The sequence below is a fragment of the Exiguobacterium indicum HHS 31 genome, from assembly GCF_001939065.1.
GTDB lineage: Bacteria > Bacillota > Bacilli > Exiguobacteriales > Exiguobacteriaceae > Exiguobacterium_A > Exiguobacterium_A indicum.
Genome location: NZ_MPSZ01000005.1, coordinates 147,070 through 164,065, shown reverse-complemented (window position 1 = coordinate 164,065; position 16,996 = coordinate 147,070). Strand labels below are relative to the sequence as shown.

Sequence of the window (16,996 nt, the reverse complement as noted above, 5' to 3'; positions counted from 1 at the left end):
AAAAAAGAGAAAGAGGGAACGCCATGAATGTTACACAAGCCCAACTCGAGGAGTTGATTGAAGAATGCCGTCCGTATACGGTGCTTGGACAAGTCGCCAGTTACATCCCAGAGCTTGCGAAGGTTGATCCGACACAGCTCGGAATCGCCGTCTGTAATGCCGACGGAACGTTCGTCTCGGCAGGTGATGCGGATACGATGTTTACGCTACAGAGTGTATCGAAGATCATCACGCTCGCATTCGTCCTCGAGACATTCGGAGAAGATTATGTCTTTTCAAAAGTCGGGATGGAACCGACGGGCGATGCGTTCAATTCGATCGCAAAACTCGAAGAGACGATTCCAACAAAACCGCTTAATCCAATGATCAATGCAGGAGCACTAGCCGTGACGAGCATGTTACCGGGAACGGATGCTGCCGATAAATTACTTCAATTGCGTCAATTCATCGCAAAGCTATTGGATATTGAAGTAGAAATGGTAAAATATGACGCAGATGTTGCTGAATCGGAATTCGAAACGACGGATTTAAATCGCGCATTATTGTACTTCATGCGCTATCACGGTGTCATCGAAGGCAATGTCGAAGAAATCATCGACGTCTATACGAAACAATGTGCGATTTTGACGAACTGTAAAGGACTTGCCATGATGGGGAAAATTTTGAGTACATCTGGAAAAACACCATCAGGACGCCAAGTCATTTCACGTCGGAACGCACGAATCATTCGAGCGATCATGACGACGTGTGGCATGTACGATGCATCTGGAGAATTTTCCGTCCAAGTCGGGCTTCCAGGAAAAAGTGGTGTTTCCGGTGCAGTCGTTGCTTGCGGTCGAAGTGATTTCGATATGGCTGATCTCGGAATCGGTGTCTTTGGACCATCGCTTGACGCAAAAGGAAACTCCATTGCCGGAACAAAAATGCTGGAATTACTCGTTCAACGTCATCCATGAGCGATTTCAATCTGATCAAGCGCAGAACGTAGCTCGTCCTCTAACCGCTTGATCTGACGCAAACGCTCTTCTTGATAAGCAGATGGAACCTCGAAAGAGCGCCATCTTTCTAATCGCTGATACGTATCATTGATGTGTCCGAGTCGTGTCTGGGTTGTCTTTAGACGATCAACAGCAGACTTCGGTTGATGCGTGTAGGGACGAAGGTACTCGACCGTATAACGGTATGCTTTTGTAGCAAGCCGTAATTCATGCATCCGTTCGACACGCTTCGTTCCATCCTTTCGTTGCACTTTTTCAAATTGTTCACGTTTTTTCTCATAGCGTTTCTCAGCGGCCTGAATCAGCTCTTTTTCTGACATCCGCTTGAGGCGCTTTGTCATCGGACCAGCTAAAAAGCGACGAACGGATCGATCCAGTTCATTGGAGATCAAGAGATGCATCGTCTCGATTAAAGTCGAACGTTTTCCTTGAAGTTGCAGAGCGACATGGTTCGCGAACAACTGATCGATTTCTGTTTTGTTTGAGGTCGCTTCGAGTTGTACGTCGAGGTCACGGACTTCGCCGAAAGCATGCATCAGCCGCTTCCAAATCAAATAAACGGGTTCCTCCGTCAAATCGACCAATCGGGCGAATGTGATCAGTTTCCGTAACCGAATCCGCGCTTGATGGACATCTTCCGGATTCTCAAACGTTTGAGCCTCTTTGGCATAATGATTGAAGGTAGACCATGTCTCAAGCAGTTCGAAAGTCAGCTTTTCAGTATCTCGATGGTTCATGAGATGAATCCCTCCTCGGATTATTTTCGTAAGAGTTCAAGAGTGCTAGGTTTTAAAATTAAGGAGGACTCCTCCTGAAATGTGGTGGAAACATGTTAGAAACAGTTACGTTCTCAGGAAAGATGAAGCAGTTCATGAAAATTTTCTTTCCCATCCTCGTAACGCAAGTCGCGTTTTACTTAATTAGTTTTTTCGATACGGTCATGGCCGGTCGATATGGTTCTGCTGATTTAGCAGGAGTCGGTGTCGGAGCAAGTCTCTGGGCACCCGTCTACACAGGACTGACCGGTATTCTACTTGCCGTCGCACCGCTCGTTTCCCAAGCGATGGGAGCGAAACGCGAGCGGGAAGTCAAACGGATCGTCATGCAGGCGTTGTACGTTGCTGTTGTGATCATTGGTTTGACCGTAGTCATCGGACTTATTGCTGTCAATCCGATTCTCGAACGGATGGAGTTATCAGCAGAGGCGCGTGAAGTCGCGCGAAATTATCTCGTGATGTTAGCACTCGGGATCGTACCGATGTTCGTTTTCTTCGTTTTACGAACACTCGTCGATTCATTAGGTAAATCAAATATCACGATGGTCTTACTACTAATCTCTTTACCCATTAACGTCCTTTTCAATTATCTATTCATCTTCGGAAACTTCGGTTTTCCGGAACTTGGTGGAGTGGGCGCGGGAGTTGCGACTGCCATCACGTACTGGATTCTCTGTCTAGCGATCATCGCTGTCGTCTTCAAAGGAGAATTATTTCAACGCCTTGGGATTCTGCGGCGCTTTTACCGTCCAGATATGAAGCGAATCAAGGAATTGATTCTACTCGGTGCTCCGATTGGTCTAGCGATTTTTTCTGAAGTCAGTATTTTCTCGGCGGTCACGTTGCTGCTCGGAGCGTACGGCGATGTCATCATCGGTGCCTATCAAGCGGCCATCAACTTCGCTTCGTTTGTCTATATGATCCCATTATCTGCTGCGTCCGCTTTGACGATCACAGTCGGTTTTGAGGTCGGTGCCAAACGAATCAAGGACGCTGTCCAGTACGTCGTCATTGGATTGACGATGTGTGTTGCCGTCTCCTTGTTCTCCGGAATCTTGTTGTACTTAAAGAATGAAGAACTTGCCGCTTTATATAGTCGTGATCCTCAAGTCATCGAAGCAGCCGCACACTTCATGATTTTAGCGATTTTCTTTCAACTGTCGGATGCCGTTGCTGCACCGACGCAAGGTGCATTACGTGGATTCAAGGATGTCAATGTCACCTTCTTGTTGACGATTGCTGCCTACTGGGTCATTGGACTACCATTAGGTTTTTATCTCGAACGCTATACGACGCTCGGACCAGATGGTTACTGGTGGGGATTGATCATCGGTCTTGCGGTCGGAGCAACGCTACTACTTGTTCGTCTTATGCATTTAATCCGTAAATCAAGGAGGCTGGCAGCTTGAAATTCTCAAAACAACGCATCATGACGATTGCGAAGATCATCTTACCGATCGTCTTGATTGGATTCATTTTTTATCAAGGACAAAACGAATTGCGTAGTTTGTCGCTACAGGAATCGATTCAAGCGATTCGTCAAGTCCCATCTTGGCAATTCATCCTGTTGATTCTCGCAGGTCTTGCGGCAGTCTCGACGATGTTCTTTTATGACTTCTTCTTATTACGTTCATTGGAGGCGAAAGCACCGATCGGACTAATTTTCCGAGCATCTTGGATTGCGAACTCCTTTAACGGCATCATCGGATTCGGCGGTCTCGCTGGGATGGCGATCCGCTCCGCTCTTTATCGACCATTCGTTGAAGGCGGTCGTTTGTTGAAGGCGATCGGCTGGATGGCACCGACGTTGATCAGTGGATTGTCCATCTTATCTGCCTTATCGCTTCTACACGTTTTTCCGGCGTTTGAAGTGCTCGATTTAAAAAAATGGCTGTGGCCCGTCATCATTGGTGTCGCATTCTTCTTTCCACTCTATCTGCTGTTCTCGTTTCGACGAGGCAATAGTAGCATCCATCCGAAATCGATTGCGTTATATTCACTCGTCTCACTCGCAGAATGGTTCAGTGCTGGCGTTGTCGTCTATCTGATTTTGGCAGCGCTCGGAACGGATGTCAGTTTCTCAAAAGTCATCGGTGTTTTTATCATCGCTGCGACAGCCGGTTTGATCTCGATGGTACCGGGTGGGTTTGGTTCGTTTGACTTAGTGTTTTTGATCGGCATGCAGCGTGCGGGTGTCGAGGAAGGCATCGTCTTGACAGGATTATTGATCTACCGTCTTGTCTACTACTTGATTCCGTTCCTGATCGGTGTCATTTTCTCAGCTCGGGAGTTCAGCGGTCCGGTCGTCAAGATGATCGAAGACAAACCGATCGTTGGTCCATCGATGGAGGTCGGGGGCGTCATTTGGCGCTTACAACTGCGATTCCTCAGTAAAATTCGTCATTTCACACTCGCATTGATCACACTCGTTGCCGGGATCACGATCTGGGGATTGGCGATTTTACCACCTGTCTCGACGCAATATGAATATTTGGAATCGAAATTACCGCATGAAGCGCTGTTACTCGCGAATAGTTTCTTCTTGATGGGCGGCTTATTGTTCGTCCTCTTATCGACAGCACTGTATCGTCGAACAAAACGGTCGTTATATATGATGTACGGGGCATCTTTTTTCGCATTGATTGGAATGGCACTTCGTGGTTTTAACTTGATTTCTTTCCTTGCCGTCATCCTCGTTCTCGTCTTGCTACTGATGTCGCGAAAAGCATTTCACCGAGAACGAACGCTCATTACGACGACACGCTTCATCCGGGTTGCCTTCGCTGGTCTATTGTACATTGGAGGATTCGTCTTTTTTGGATACGCCTTCTATACACTCGGATCAGCAGACGGAACAAAAGTGTATCCGGCACATGAAATTTTCATGTTTGCAGCGAGTGCCTCTATCTTTGCGCTCGTGTATGTTCTCGTCTTCATCCGCTTATTCAATACATTCAATCAACCGGTTCTCGGTGAGCGATTCGATGCTGAAAAGATCGAATCGGTATTGCGTGAGCAGGGTGGGAATTATTTGAGCCATCTCGCGTTTCTAGGTGATAAACGTTTCTTCTTCTCCGAAACAGGACGTTCATTCATCCAGTTCAGTCAGACCGGTAATCGGATCATGGTCCTTGGCGACCCCAGTGGAGATCCGAAGGAACATTCACAAGTCATCGCGTCTTTCTTACGTCGCGTCGAAGATCTTGGATATATTCCGAACATCTATCAAATTCAAGCGCAAAATATGTCTCTCTATCATGATTTTGGCTTCAACTTCTTCAAACTCGGGGAAGAAGCGATCGTTGATATCCCATCTTTCACTGTATCAGGGAAAAAACGAGCTGGACTTCGATCGATTAAAAATCGCTTTGAACGAGAGGGCATGACGTTCGAAGTAGTCGAGCCACCTATTTCAGGAACACTATTAGCAGAACTACAAGAGGTCTCCGACGAATGGTTAGGAGGGAAGTCCGAGAAAGGTTTCTCGCTCGGTTACTTCCACGAACCTTATTTAAACCGGGCACCGATCGGCATCATGCGTGAAGCGGAAGGACGATTGATCGGGTTCATGACATTCATGCCTGCTTACCAAGAAGGAGTCCTATCGATTGACTTGATGCGTTTTCGACCAGATGGACCGAATGGAATCATGGATGCGATGTTCATCCGACTATTCGAGTATGCGAAAGATGAAGGCTACCACACGTTCAACATGGGAATGGCTCCGCTTTCGTCTGTCGGAGAGGACGAGACGTCCTTCTGGCAAGAACGTGTGGCAGCGGATGTCTTCAATAATATTCGCTACATGTATAGTTTCACCGGTCTACGACGATACAAAGAAAAGTACGATCCAAAATGGGAAGGACGATATCTTGCTTACCGAAAGCGTCAATCGTTACCGATGGCAATCTTAAAAGCAACGCGTCTGATTTCTCGAAAGAAAGACCGGATTTTATTACCATGATCGACTGACGCATGAAGTCGGCAATCGACGGGTATACAAAGGGCGACCCTATATCTACGGATATGCGGGATCGTCCTTTTATAATTTCGTTTAAATGTACAAAGGTCTATACAACTAGAATTAATCGCGTTATACTAGATACGGAAGCAAGTCATGGAACGGATAGAGAAAGGAAGATGCCAGATGACAGTGATCATCAATGCTCGGATTTACACGGGAGAGCAGACGATTGAAGACGGCTTCATTCGTTTTGACCGAACAATCGAGGCGATTGGACCCATGTCGAAATTCGAGGAAATCGCAGGAGAAGAGATGATCGATGCGCAGCATCAATCACTCATTCCGGGAATGATCGATGTGCATATTCATGGGGGATATGATGTCGATGTCATGGATGGAGATGTCGAGAGGTTGCGTCATTTCAGCCGACAGATGTTACAAGAAGGTGTGACATCATTTTTAGCGACGACGATTACTCAGGACTGGGGAAATATCACACGCGCGCTTGAGACGGTCCGAGAGGTCGTAGCGCAAGACGATACAACGATCGTCGGCGTTCATCTTGAAGGACCATTCATCAATCCGGATTATGCGGGTGCACAGCCTCACGAACATATCGTCGAACCGGATGTCGAGCAGTTCTTGAAATGGCAAAAAGCAGCAGGGAACACGATCAAGCTCGTCACATACGCTCCGGAACGCCCGGGAGCACGTGCGTTCGAAGAAGCGGTGCGCTTGACGGGTGCGATTCCGTCAGCCGGACATACAGACGCGACGTATGCCCAAAACCAAGCCGGTCACGTCACGCATGGTACCCACCTCTACAATCAAATGCGGGCACTTCATCACCGGGAACCAGGCACGGTCGGATATTGCCTCCTGACACCAGACGTCTATGCGGAGATCATTCCGGATGGGATTCACAGTGCGCCAGAAATGGTCGACTTCGCCTACCGAATGAAAGGCGCAGATCGACTGATCGTCATCACGGATGCGATGCGTGCAAAAGGATTGGCTGATGGTGAATATGAGTTAGGTGGTCAGGCTGTATTCGTTCGAGACGGTGCGGCACGTCTTGAAAACGGTAGCTTAGCTGGAAGTGTCTTAACGATGGACGCCGCCTTACGGAATATCATCTCCTATACAGGCTGTTCGCTCGAAGAAGCGGTCCGCATGACATCGGTCAATGCGGCAAAAGAACTTCAATTGACTCAAAAGGGAAGCCTCTCGGTCGGCAAGGATGCGGACATCGTCCTGCTCGACGAAGCGCTACACATTCAAGAAACGATTCATCGTGGTACGCGACACCGGATCACGAACTGAAAGGAGTCTACCTCATGAAATGGATGATCGTAGAAAAAGGAGAAGAATTAGCACAGGTGGCCTATCAATTTTTGAAACAGGAAATTGAGCGTCACCCGGAAGGTTTGACGGTAGGACTGGCAACGGGAAGTTCACCGGTCGGCGTCTATGAAGAATGGCGGAAGGATTCGCTCGATTGTCGACATGTGACGACGGTTAATCTAGACGAATATGTCGGTCTCAGCCCAGAGCATCCACAAAGTTATCATAAGTTCATGCAAGAGCATCTATTCAAAGATGTCGCGTTTAAGGAATCATTCGTTCCAATCGGGGACACAGAAGATCCCGTGCGCGAAAGTGAACGATATGAAGCGCTCGTCCGCAATCGAGGAATCGACATTCAATTACTTGGAATCGGAGCGAATGGACACATCGCCTTCAATGAACCAGGTACACCGTTCGATGCTAAGACACACGTAACGGAATTGACAGAGTCGACACGAGAAGCGAACCAACGATTCTTTGATCGATTAGAAGAAGTACCGACGAAGGCGATCACGATGGGAATCGGTACGATCATGGAAGCGAAGAAAATCCTTCTCGTTGCTTCTAGTGAACGAAAGGCAGAAGCGGTTCGCGACATGATGGAAGGTGTCGCAACAACGGATTGTCCAGCGACTGTACTCAAGCGTCATGCTGATGTCATGGTGATCTTGGACGAAGAAGCTGCATCTTTATTGTCAGATGACGCTAAACGTACAGGACGAGCGGCTTATCTGAATTTCATGAAAGTATGACGATGGAAGAGCGATGAATCAAAAGGGATAGAGACAATCATTGGATTGACTCTATTCCTTTTTTTGATTCTGTTGAGCCTAGTCTCAAGCGATTTTTTATTTTGATAGAAAGGCATCAACAGGACATATACCAAGATCATTCAATCTCATGATACAGCGCACTAAGGGTCCATGATTTTTTCAGTGCAACGATTCCATACGATTTCTTTAATCGAAACGTAAATTGACATTTCATTAAATGTACGGATAATGGAGATTAGCGAACTTTACGGAAAATTTACATGAAAATGAGGGTTTACATGATGGAAACGCGATCCGCACGAAAGAGACAGCCAAGTGCTGGCAAGATGTTCATGAAAGTCATCGCTGCACTCGTCCTGCTTGTCACAATCATCGGTTCTGGATATGCTGGAGCTGTTTTTATTAAAACGCAAGAAACATTGGCAAAGACGCAGATTAACATTCCCGGCTCGAAGGTGAGCTCTAAATATGATGATGTTCCGTCTGAATCGTTCTTGATTCTTGGGACGGATGAAACGAAAAAAAGTAAAGAACGAAATGAACCGGCGCGATCAGATGTCATGATCGTCGGAATCTTAAATAAAAAAACGGAACAATTAGTGTTGACGAGTATTCCGCGTGATTCACTCGTGAACATCGATTATTCGAAATACGATGTACCTTATGGTAAGACAGGTGTTGAGCAAGATAAAATCACCCATGCCCATTACTTCGGTTCGATGGATAAATCGAATTCCTATAATGGGATTAAATTAGCGCGTGAAACGACAGAAAACCTGCTCGGTATTCAAATCGATCACGTCGTTAAAGTCAATTTCCAAGGATTCGTTCAATTGATCGATGCATTGGATGGCGTAGACATCGATGTACGATATGCGTTCAAAGAGCAAGATTCAAAACGTAAAGCCGGTACTGTCACTGTTGATAAAGGTATGCAACATTTAACAGGAGAGCAAGCACTTGCTTACGTCCGGAACCGTCATGATGATCCGCTCGGTGATATCGGACGCGGTCAAAAACAGATGCAAGTCATTCAAGCGGTCGCCAAAGAAGCGGCAAGTTTCCGTTCCCTCAGTGCATACCGTGATATTTTGGATGCTGTCGGTGATAACGTCGAAACGAACTTAGGTCCGAACGATTATACACGCTTAGCAGATTTCACAGCAGCGCTACGTAATACGACGGAGTACCAACTCGCTGGAGAAGGCTACATCGGTATTAGCGGGAAATGGGAATACCATCTCGATCCGAATCAATTGGAGCAAGTGAAAAGTAATTTAGCGAAAGCGATGCAAGGTCAAGAAGTCGAACCGATCAAGGAAGAGACAGACCCGGCACAAAGTACGACAGAAGAGTCAATTCCCAATACAGAAACTCAACAATAAGCGTTGGAAAATCCCCTTGTATCGTCACTGTACGACGATACAAGGGGATTTTTAGCGTTGGCGTTCCATTTCGACGGTGAAGGTATAGCGGTCGCCGCGGTAAGCGGAGATGACGTATTCAAACGGTTGCTCCGTCGCGAGATACGTCAGTTGCTCGACGGATAAGACAGGCGAAGCGGTCGATAGACCAAGATGACCCGCCTCTTCCTTTGTTGCAAGACGTGATTCGAACGTTTGACTCGCACGTCCAAGATTTAATCCGCTCGCTTCTGCAAATGCATAGAGCGATGCGGTCGCGACGTCTTGATCGAGTCCAGGTAAGAGCTGTTCCGGGATATAGACGGTCTCAAGGGCAAGCGCTTGCTCATCTGCGATTCGTAAACGTTTCAATTCATACACGGATGCCCCTTCGCGAATCCGGAGCTTGTTTGCGATCGTCATCGACGCGTCGATGATTTGATAGGAGAGAAGCGCACTCGTCGGTTCTAGTCCAAGATGTTCCATCTCTTCCGAGAAACTCGTCAAGCCAGACAGTTGCATGACGATTTTTTTATTCGCGACGAATGTTCCTCGTCCTTTTTGACGAATCAAGTAACCGGCGTTGACCAAGTTTGAAATGGCTTGCCGGACCGTCATTCGGCTAATTTGATGCGCTTCCGCAAATTCGCGCTCGGACGGAATTAGATCGCCAGGTTGAAGAACACCGCTTTCGATTTGTTGTTTTAAGGCAGCTTCGATTTGATAGTAGATGGGGAGTGGTGAATTTTTATTGATATGCTGAATCACGGCATTTCGTCCCTTCGCGATCGGTAGTCTTTCGTCTAGTGTACTAGGAAAAAGGCAAGCCGACAAACGATTCTGGATGAAATATGGCATAATACAGAGTGAAACTGACAGAGAAAGGTGGTCGAGGCATGCGCCCCGAACAAATAGAATCCGATGTCCGAACCTTTCAGACATCCATTCGCGCAACAAAACAAGTAGACGGCTATTGGGTTGCTTTAGAGAAAAGTTACTTCTATCCGGAGAGCGGTGGACAGCCGGCGGACCGTGGAACATTGAACGACCAACCGGTCCTTGACGTCCAAATCGAAGACGGTGTCGTCTGGCACCAACTGGCGACGCCGCTCACAGGTGACGTCACCGGGATCGTAGATGACGCAGTCCGGATCGATCATGCGGCGCAGCATACGGCACAACATGTCATCTCTGCAATCCTACAAGATGAATCAAATATCAAGACACTTAGTTTTCGGACGGGAAGTGAGGTCTCGACGCTTGATATCGAGACACCTGAATGGACAACTCTGCAACAAGAACAGCTGGATCGACGATTACGCCAGGTGATTGAACAAGGATTACCAATCACAGCGACCGAGTATGACGAGGCGGAAGCGCTACGCTTACCATTACGAAAAACACCACAAGTCGAAGGACGAATTCGCGTCGTTCAAATCGGTACACTCGATTATAGTGCCTGTGGTGGAACGCATCTCGATTCGACGGCACAGCTCGAGTCGATTCTCTTTACTGGAGTCGAACGAATTCGTGGAAATATTCGTCTTTCTTATGTCGCAAAGGAACGGGCATATCAACTCCTACAGGCAGAACGACGAGCTTTACGGGAAGCAGCGCAAGCTTTATCAGTCAAACCGGTTCAAATGCTAGAAGCCGTCCAAGCGTTACAAGAAGAGCAGAAACGCTTAACGAAACAGGTCGAACACGCCCAGGAACAACTTGCGACGTTCACACTCGCTCATGCTTTAGAACAACAAGAAGGCATTCTTGTGTTCGAACATCTGGATGAAGAAATCAAAATATCCGAGCAACTTGCTAAAGCGATTCAAGAAGCGGGACGCGTCGGCGTCGTCTGGAATGCGACGACGAACAAGTTACTGATGAGTAGTCCAGGTGAACCCCATCTCGGGAAGTTCGCTAAAGCACATGTCAAAATATTTAATGGGCGAGGCGGAGGAAATGCGGTTCAGGCACAGGCACAATTTACGAATCGGGATGATGCGATGGCATATGTCGATCGATTACGGGAGGAATATCAGTCATGACAGTCATTCAAGTACGTACAGCAGAACAACATCAAGCCGTCCGGATGATCCGGGAGCGTGTCTTCGTCGAGGAACAAGGCGTACCACGCCATCTTGAATATGATACACATGATGAAACAGCAATTCATCTGCTTGTCCTCGATGAGCAGAGTCGACCGGTCGCAACGGGGCGTACCCGTCCATATGACGACCAACGGATGAAGGTAGAGCGTGTCGCGACGCTAGCGACAGCGCGAGGAAAAGGATACGGTGGCGAGTTGATGCAGGCGATGGAACGAGTCGCACGTCGCGAAGGGAAGCAATTGCTAACACTCGGCGCACAAGTCCAAGCGATCCCGTTTTATCAAGGACTCGGTTATACGATCGTCTCCGATGAATTCGATGATGCGGGCATCCCACACCGGACGATGGAGAAAAAAATGTAAGTTATTTTGAAAGAAATCCTGCAAAAAGGGTTTCTTTTTTTGTTTTCTATGTATATATATAATTCATAATGAATTTTTATACAGACAGATGAATTTAAAACCAGGAGGGAATTATACATGTCGAAACAAAAATTGATCTTAGCGTACTCTGGGGGACTTGATACATCGGTAGCCATCAAGTGGTTGAGCAAGGACTATGACGTCATTGCCTTATGCATGGATGTCGGAGAAGGAAAAGATTTATCCATCATTAAAGAAAAAGCACTCCTCGTCGGTGCGATCGAATCGATCGTCCTCGATGTTAAAGAAGAATTCGCACAAGACTTCGTTTTACCGGCACTTCAATATGGCGCGCATTACGAAAATGCCTATCCGTTGATTTCAGCGCTTTCGCGTCCGTTGATCGCAGAAAAGCTTGTCGAAGTCGCGCATCAGCACGGTGCGACGGCAGTCGCTCACGGATGTACCGGAAAAGGGAACGACCAAGTCCGGTTCGAAGTTTCAGTCGCAGCACTTGATCCATCACTCGAAGTCATCGCACCGGTCCGGGAATGGAAATGGTCACGGGAAGAAGAAATCGCCTATGCGAAAGAAAACAATGTGCCGATTCCGATCAACCTCGATAGCCCATACTCAATCGACATGAACCTTTGGGGACGGAGTAACGAATGTGGCGTCCTAGAAAACCCTTGGACAGAGCCACCGCAAGACGCTTATGCGTTGACAGTAGCGCCAGAAGACGCTCCGGATCAGGCAGAAGAAGTCATCATTGGCTTTGAAGCAGGTGTTCCGGTCTCGATCAACGGAACGACGTATCCACTGGCGAAACTGATCACGGAACTGAACATCATCGCTGGTGCACATGGGGTCGGACGGATTGACCACGTCGAGAACCGTCTCGTCGGTATCAAATCGCGGGAAGTCTATGAGTGCCCAGGCGCAACGGTGTTACTCAAAGCGCACGCTGCACTCGAGACGATTACATTGACGAAGGACGTCGCGCATTTCAAACCACTACTCAGCAAACAATACGCAGAAACGATCTATAACGGTCTCTTCCATGCACCATTGACGAAAGGCTTGAAAGCATTCTTGACAGCGACACAACAGGACGTCACAGGAGAAGTTCGCGTTAAACTGTTCAAAGGAAATGCAACTGTGACAGGTCGTCAGTCCGCTGTCTCGCTCTACGATGAGAAACTTGCGACGTACACGAAAGAAGACGCATTCGATCATGAAGCAGCAAAAGGCTTCATCAAATTACACGGACTTGCCGTTTCGACGCATGCGAGCGTACATCGTCAGGCGGGTGTCACGAAATGACCAAACTCTGGGGTGGACGTTTTACGGAAAGTGCTTCCGCTCAAGCGGAAGCCTTCGGAGCATCGATCACGTTCGATCAAAAATTAGCGAGCGTCGATTTAAAAGGCAGTCTCGCACACGCGCAGATGCTATTTGAACAAGGGATTCTTGCTCAAGACGAGTGGACACAAATCGAGCAAGGACTGAAGCAACTGGAAACGACGTTAGCAGACCATTCCTATACGTTAGCGGATGAGGACATTCATATGAACCTCGAGCGTTTATTGACAGAACAGATTGGTCTGGTTGCAGGAAAACTGCATACGGCACGGAGTCGAAATGACCAGGTCGCAACGGATTTACATCTATGGATGGAACAACATGTTGAGGCGTTGACGACAGCATTACGCGAGCTCCAGTCGGTCATCACGGAACAAGCGGAGCAACATATCGAGACGGTCATGCCAGGGTATACGCATTTGCAACGGGCACAACCGATCTCGCTTGCGCATCACTTGCTCGCTTATTTCTGGATGTTCGAACGTGATGTCGAACGGTTGACGGATAATCAAAAACGAATTCGGAAATCACCGCTCGGGGCAGGTGCGCTCGCGGGGACGACATTCCCGATCAATCGTTTCCGGTCTGCTGAGTTGCTCGGTTTTGAGTCGGTCTATCCAAACAGTCTTGATGCTGTCTCGGACCGTGATTTCGTCATCGAATACCTCGGGATCGCTTCGACCGTCATGATGCATCTCTCGCGCTTTTGTGAAGAAATCATCATCTGGGCGTCGCAAGAATTTAGCTTTATCGAGTTATCCGATGCCTTCTCAACAGGATCGAGCATGATGCCACAAAAGAAAAATCCTGATTTCGCTGAGTTGATTCGTGGAAAAACGGGGCGCGTCTACGGTAACCTGATGGGCTTCTTGACGACGATGAAGGCATTACCACTCGCTTACAATAAAGACATGCAAGAGGATAAGGAAGGGGTCTTCGATACAGCAGATACCGTTCTCCAATCCGTTCAAATCTTCACTGGAATGATTGAATCTGCGACGTTTAAGACCGAAGCGCTCAAGAAGGCGACAATGCAAGACTTCTCGAATGCAACGGAACTCGCCGACTACCTTGTGACGAAAGGCATACCATTCCGGGAAGCGCACGAAATCGTAGGTAAAGCCGTCCTTTATTGTGTGCAAAACGGTTGTTTCCTGAAGGATTTGAATCTCGAGACGTATCAAACCTTCCATCCGGATATCACGGAAGACGTCTATCCGCTCCTCGATCCGGTTCAAGCAGTGGCACGCCGGAAAAGCTACGGCGGGACAGGGTTTGCTGCCGTGTCGGAGCAACTCGAACTCGCGAAACAGCATCTTGCGAATTGACGGATTTTGAAAAAAATCAGTCAAATGACTGGATTTAACAAAAGATGTCTGCTATAACTGTAACTAACAACCGACAGATAGAGGCGCGGATGACATGAGTAGCATCATTCTTGAAGGCAAGCATGCCGAATGATGTGAAAGGGGAAGTCCGCCGAAGTGAACGAGAAGATGCTTCTTCTCATTTGCTGGTACAACGGTTAAGATCCGTTGTACTGCCGAAACCGATGTTTCGGAGCGCTATCTTACGTAAAAGAACGAATGACTTTGTCTTCGTTTGTCCGATCGTGATAACGACGGGCCGTAGGAACGCTCCTACCGGCCCGTCGTTTTTTTCTGTATCGGGACAAAGGAGATAGGATTGTGACAACTGTACTTAAATTTGGTGGAAGCTCGGTTGCGACTGTCGAACAGATTCAGTCTATTGCGAATTATTTGAAGAGTCGCGCAGCCGAAGGTGAAAAACTTGTCGTCGTCGTTTCAGCGATGGGCAAGATGACAGATTCTTTGATTGCTCAGGCGCAAGCCATCACAGATCGCCCCGAGCGCCGAGAACTCGATCGTCTGCTTGCCATCGGAGAAGAACAGACGATTTCATTACTCAGCATCGCCCTCAACTCACTCGGCGTCAAAGCGTTATCGCAAACAGGCGCTCAAGCGGGAATCAGTACGATGGGATTGCATACGAAAAGTAAGATCAAACAGATTGATGGAAATCTATTACGACAAAAACTCGAAACATACGATGTCGTCATCGTCGCTGGATTCCAAGGTGTCAACGAACTCGGTGATGTCACGACGCTCGGACGTGGTGGATCGGATACAACGGCTGTTGCCCTTGCGGCAGTCCTTGATAAACGGTGTGAAATCTACACGGATGTCGACGGTGTCTATACGGCTGATCCACGAATCCATGCTGCTGCTCAACCGATTCCGCACATCTCATATGATGAGATGATGGAGATGAGCGCCCTCGGGTCGAAGGTCATGGAAATGCGGAGTGTCGAACTAGGAAAAAAATACGGCGTACACATCTTCGTCGGGAAAACACTTGAATCGAAAAGGGGAACATGGATCATGGAAGCGACGGAAACAATGGAACAAAAAGCGGTCACGAGTGTCAGTGTGACGAAGAACGTCTTGACGGTATCAATCAAACACGTACCGCAAACGAATGCAGCAGTAGCCGATATCTTCGAACTGTTATCCAATCGCCACGTCAACATCGACATGATCAGTCAAACGACGTTCGACAGTGACATTTTCTTATCGTTCTCATGTCCACTCGATGAGGAAGAGTTCCTCGATGAAGCATTGAAAGACATCATGGATCGCTTCACGACAGTCAAGGTCGATCGCCATAATCAACACGCAAAATTATCTGTCGTCGGAATCGGGATGCGGGATGCAACAGGTGTCGCTTCGAAGTTGTTCGCAATCTTCCGAGCAGAGAACATCCCGTTCTATCAAGTCACGACATCAGAAATCAGCATCTCGTACACGATTGCACAAGCAGACATTGAACGGACGGTTGCAGCGATTGCAAACGCGTTCGAGTTATAAGGAGGAAAACAGGATGTATCATGTAGCCGTCATTGGAGCAACCGGCGCCGTCGGTCAAAAAATGTTACAAGTCCTAGCAGAACTGGACTTCCCGGTCAGCCGCCTGTCCGCTTACGCTTCTGCTCGTTCAGCAGGGAACACGGTACAGTTCAAGGGAGAAGATATTACGATCCAAGCGCTGACGCCAAATATCACAGAAGACGGGATCGATGTCGCGTTGTTCGCAGCAGGCGGAACGATCAGTGAGCAATATGCCCCGTTACTAGCTGAAAACGGAACACTCGTCGTTGATAATTCAAGTGCTTTCCGGATGCAGGAGACGATTCCGCTCGTCGTGCCAGAAGTCAATCCGCAAGCGATTCAAGCGACGGACCGCTTGATCGCAAATCCGAACTGTTCGACCATTCAATCCGTCGTCGCTTTAGCACCGCTCCAGTCACTGGGATTCGAACGGATCAACTATACGACGTATCAGGCCGTATCTGGTTCTGGTCAAAAAGGAATCGAGGATCTGGCACGTGGAGCACGCGGAGAAGAGCCCGTCAATTATCCGCATCCGATTCACGATAACATCTTGCCGCATATCGATGTATTCCTTGAGAACGGCTATACGAAAGAAGAGCAGAAGATGATTGATGAAACACGGAAAATCTTCAATCTTCCAGCATTACCTGTCAGTGCGACATGTGTCCGGGTTCCAGTCACGAATTCTCACTCGGTTGCAATCAACGTCACGTTTACACAACCGACGACGGTTGCAGCGATCCGTGAAGCACTTGAAAACGCACCGGGCGTCGTCCTCATCGATGATGTCGCGAATACGCGTTATCCGATGCCACTTGACGCGAGTGGGACGGACGATGTCTATGTCGGACGAATTCGACAAGATGATAGTCTCGCGAATACGTTCCATCTCTGGTGTGTAGCCGACAACATTCGAAAAGGTGCCGCCTCGAATGCCGTACAAGTCGCACGCCAAGCCATCGAACAGTCGATTCATTCATAAAAAAGGAGG

The 16,996-nt window shown here is 48.0% G+C and carries 14 protein-coding genes and 1 riboswitch; of the genes, 12 read left to right on the top strand and 2 right to left on the bottom strand.

Annotated features, from left to right (window positions below):
• Nucleotides 1–23: 23 nt before the first annotated feature.
• Nucleotides 24–956: a glutaminase A gene (gene glsA, locus N179_RS12750; protein ID WP_023467099.1), complete on the top strand. Its 933-nt coding sequence runs from the start codon at nt 24–26 to the stop codon at nt 954–956.
• Here the strand turns inward: glsA and N179_RS12745 are convergent.
• A complete protein-coding gene (locus N179_RS12745) occupies nt 947–1,735 on the bottom strand; it encodes a CHAD domain-containing protein (RefSeq protein ID WP_023467100.1) in 789 nt (262 codons plus the stop codon). The two genes, glsA and N179_RS12745, sit on opposite strands and share 10 nt — an antisense overlap.
• Nucleotides 1,736–1,827: 92 nt before the next feature.
• On the opposite strand from N179_RS12745, the gene N179_RS12740 reads away from it, so the two are divergent.
• From N179_RS12740 to N179_RS12720, 5 genes are all read left to right on the top strand, one after another.
• Entirely contained in the window at nt 1,828–3,183 is a 1,356-nt protein-coding gene (locus N179_RS12740; RefSeq protein WP_023467101.1) for an MATE family efflux transporter, read from the top strand.
• Nucleotides 3,180–5,738 carry a bifunctional lysylphosphatidylglycerol flippase/synthetase MprF gene (gene mprF / locus N179_RS12735; RefSeq protein ID WP_023467102.1) on the top strand — a complete coding sequence of 853 codons (2,559 nt, stop codon included), beginning with the start codon at nt 3,180–3,182 and terminating at the stop codon, nt 5,736–5,738. Before N179_RS12740 ends, mprF begins: the two co-directional genes overlap by 4 nt.
• A gap of 183 nt (nt 5,739–5,921) precedes the next feature.
• Entirely contained in the window at nt 5,922–7,061 is a 1,140-nt protein-coding gene (gene nagA, locus N179_RS12730; protein WP_075642979.1) for an N-acetylglucosamine-6-phosphate deacetylase, read from the top strand.
• Nucleotides 7,062–7,075: 14 nt separating this feature from the next.
• Entirely contained in the window at nt 7,076–7,837 is a 762-nt protein-coding gene (gene nagB / locus N179_RS12725; RefSeq protein WP_023467104.1) for a glucosamine-6-phosphate deaminase, read from the top strand.
• Between the two features lie 299 nt (nt 7,838–8,136).
• The gene (locus N179_RS12720; RefSeq protein WP_244150237.1) at nt 8,137–9,243 is read left to right on the top strand and encodes an LCP family protein; all 1,107 of its coding nucleotides are present in this window, start codon (nt 8,137–8,139) and stop codon (nt 9,241–9,243) included.
• A gap of 51 nt (nt 9,244–9,294) precedes the next feature.
• Here the strand turns inward: N179_RS12720 and phnF are convergent, their stop codons facing one another.
• Nucleotides 9,295–10,029: a phosphonate metabolism transcriptional regulator PhnF gene (phnF, locus tag N179_RS12715; protein WP_023467107.1), complete on the bottom strand. Its 735-nt coding sequence runs from the start codon at nt 10,027–10,029 to the stop codon at nt 9,295–9,297.
• A gap of 128 nt (nt 10,030–10,157) precedes the next feature.
• Here phnF and N179_RS12710 point away from each other — a divergent pair, with 128 nt between their 5' ends.
• The 6 genes from N179_RS12710 to N179_RS12685 all read left to right on the top strand — a co-directional run bounded on the left by N179_RS12710 (nt 10,158) and on the right by N179_RS12685 (nt 16,987).
• Nucleotides 10,158–11,306 (top strand): alanyl-tRNA editing protein, encoded by a 1,149-nt coding sequence (locus tag N179_RS12710; RefSeq protein WP_035398938.1) that lies wholly within the window; start codon nt 10,158–10,160, stop codon nt 11,304–11,306.
• Nucleotides 11,303–11,731, top strand: a complete 429-nt coding sequence (locus tag N179_RS12705; protein WP_023467111.1) for a GNAT family N-acetyltransferase — start codon at nt 11,303–11,305, stop codon at nt 11,729–11,731. The genes N179_RS12710 and N179_RS12705 overlap by 4 nt, the downstream gene beginning before the upstream one ends.
• A 117-nt stretch (nt 11,732–11,848) precedes the next feature.
• On the top strand, nt 11,849–13,054 hold the full coding sequence (locus N179_RS12700; RefSeq protein WP_023467113.1) for an argininosuccinate synthase: 1,206 nt from the start codon (nt 11,849–11,851) through the stop codon (nt 13,052–13,054).
• Nucleotides 13,051–14,421 (top strand): argininosuccinate lyase, encoded by a 1,371-nt coding sequence (gene argH, locus N179_RS12695; RefSeq protein ID WP_075642977.1) that lies wholly within the window; start codon nt 13,051–13,053, stop codon nt 14,419–14,421. The genes N179_RS12700 and argH overlap by 4 nt, the downstream gene beginning before the upstream one ends.
• A 70-nt stretch (nt 14,422–14,491) precedes the next feature.
• A riboswitch (Lysine riboswitch) is annotated at nt 14,492–14,669 on the top strand.
• A 112-nt stretch (nt 14,670–14,781) separates the two neighbouring features.
• A complete protein-coding gene (locus tag N179_RS12690) occupies nt 14,782–15,981 on the top strand; it encodes an aspartate kinase (RefSeq protein WP_023467116.1) in 1,200 nt (399 codons plus the stop codon).
• Nucleotides 15,982–15,994: 13 nt separating this feature from the next.
• Nucleotides 15,995–16,987 (top strand): aspartate-semialdehyde dehydrogenase, encoded by a 993-nt coding sequence (locus tag N179_RS12685; protein WP_023467117.1) that lies wholly within the window; start codon nt 15,995–15,997, stop codon nt 16,985–16,987.
• Nucleotides 16,988–16,996: the final 9 nt, after the last annotated feature.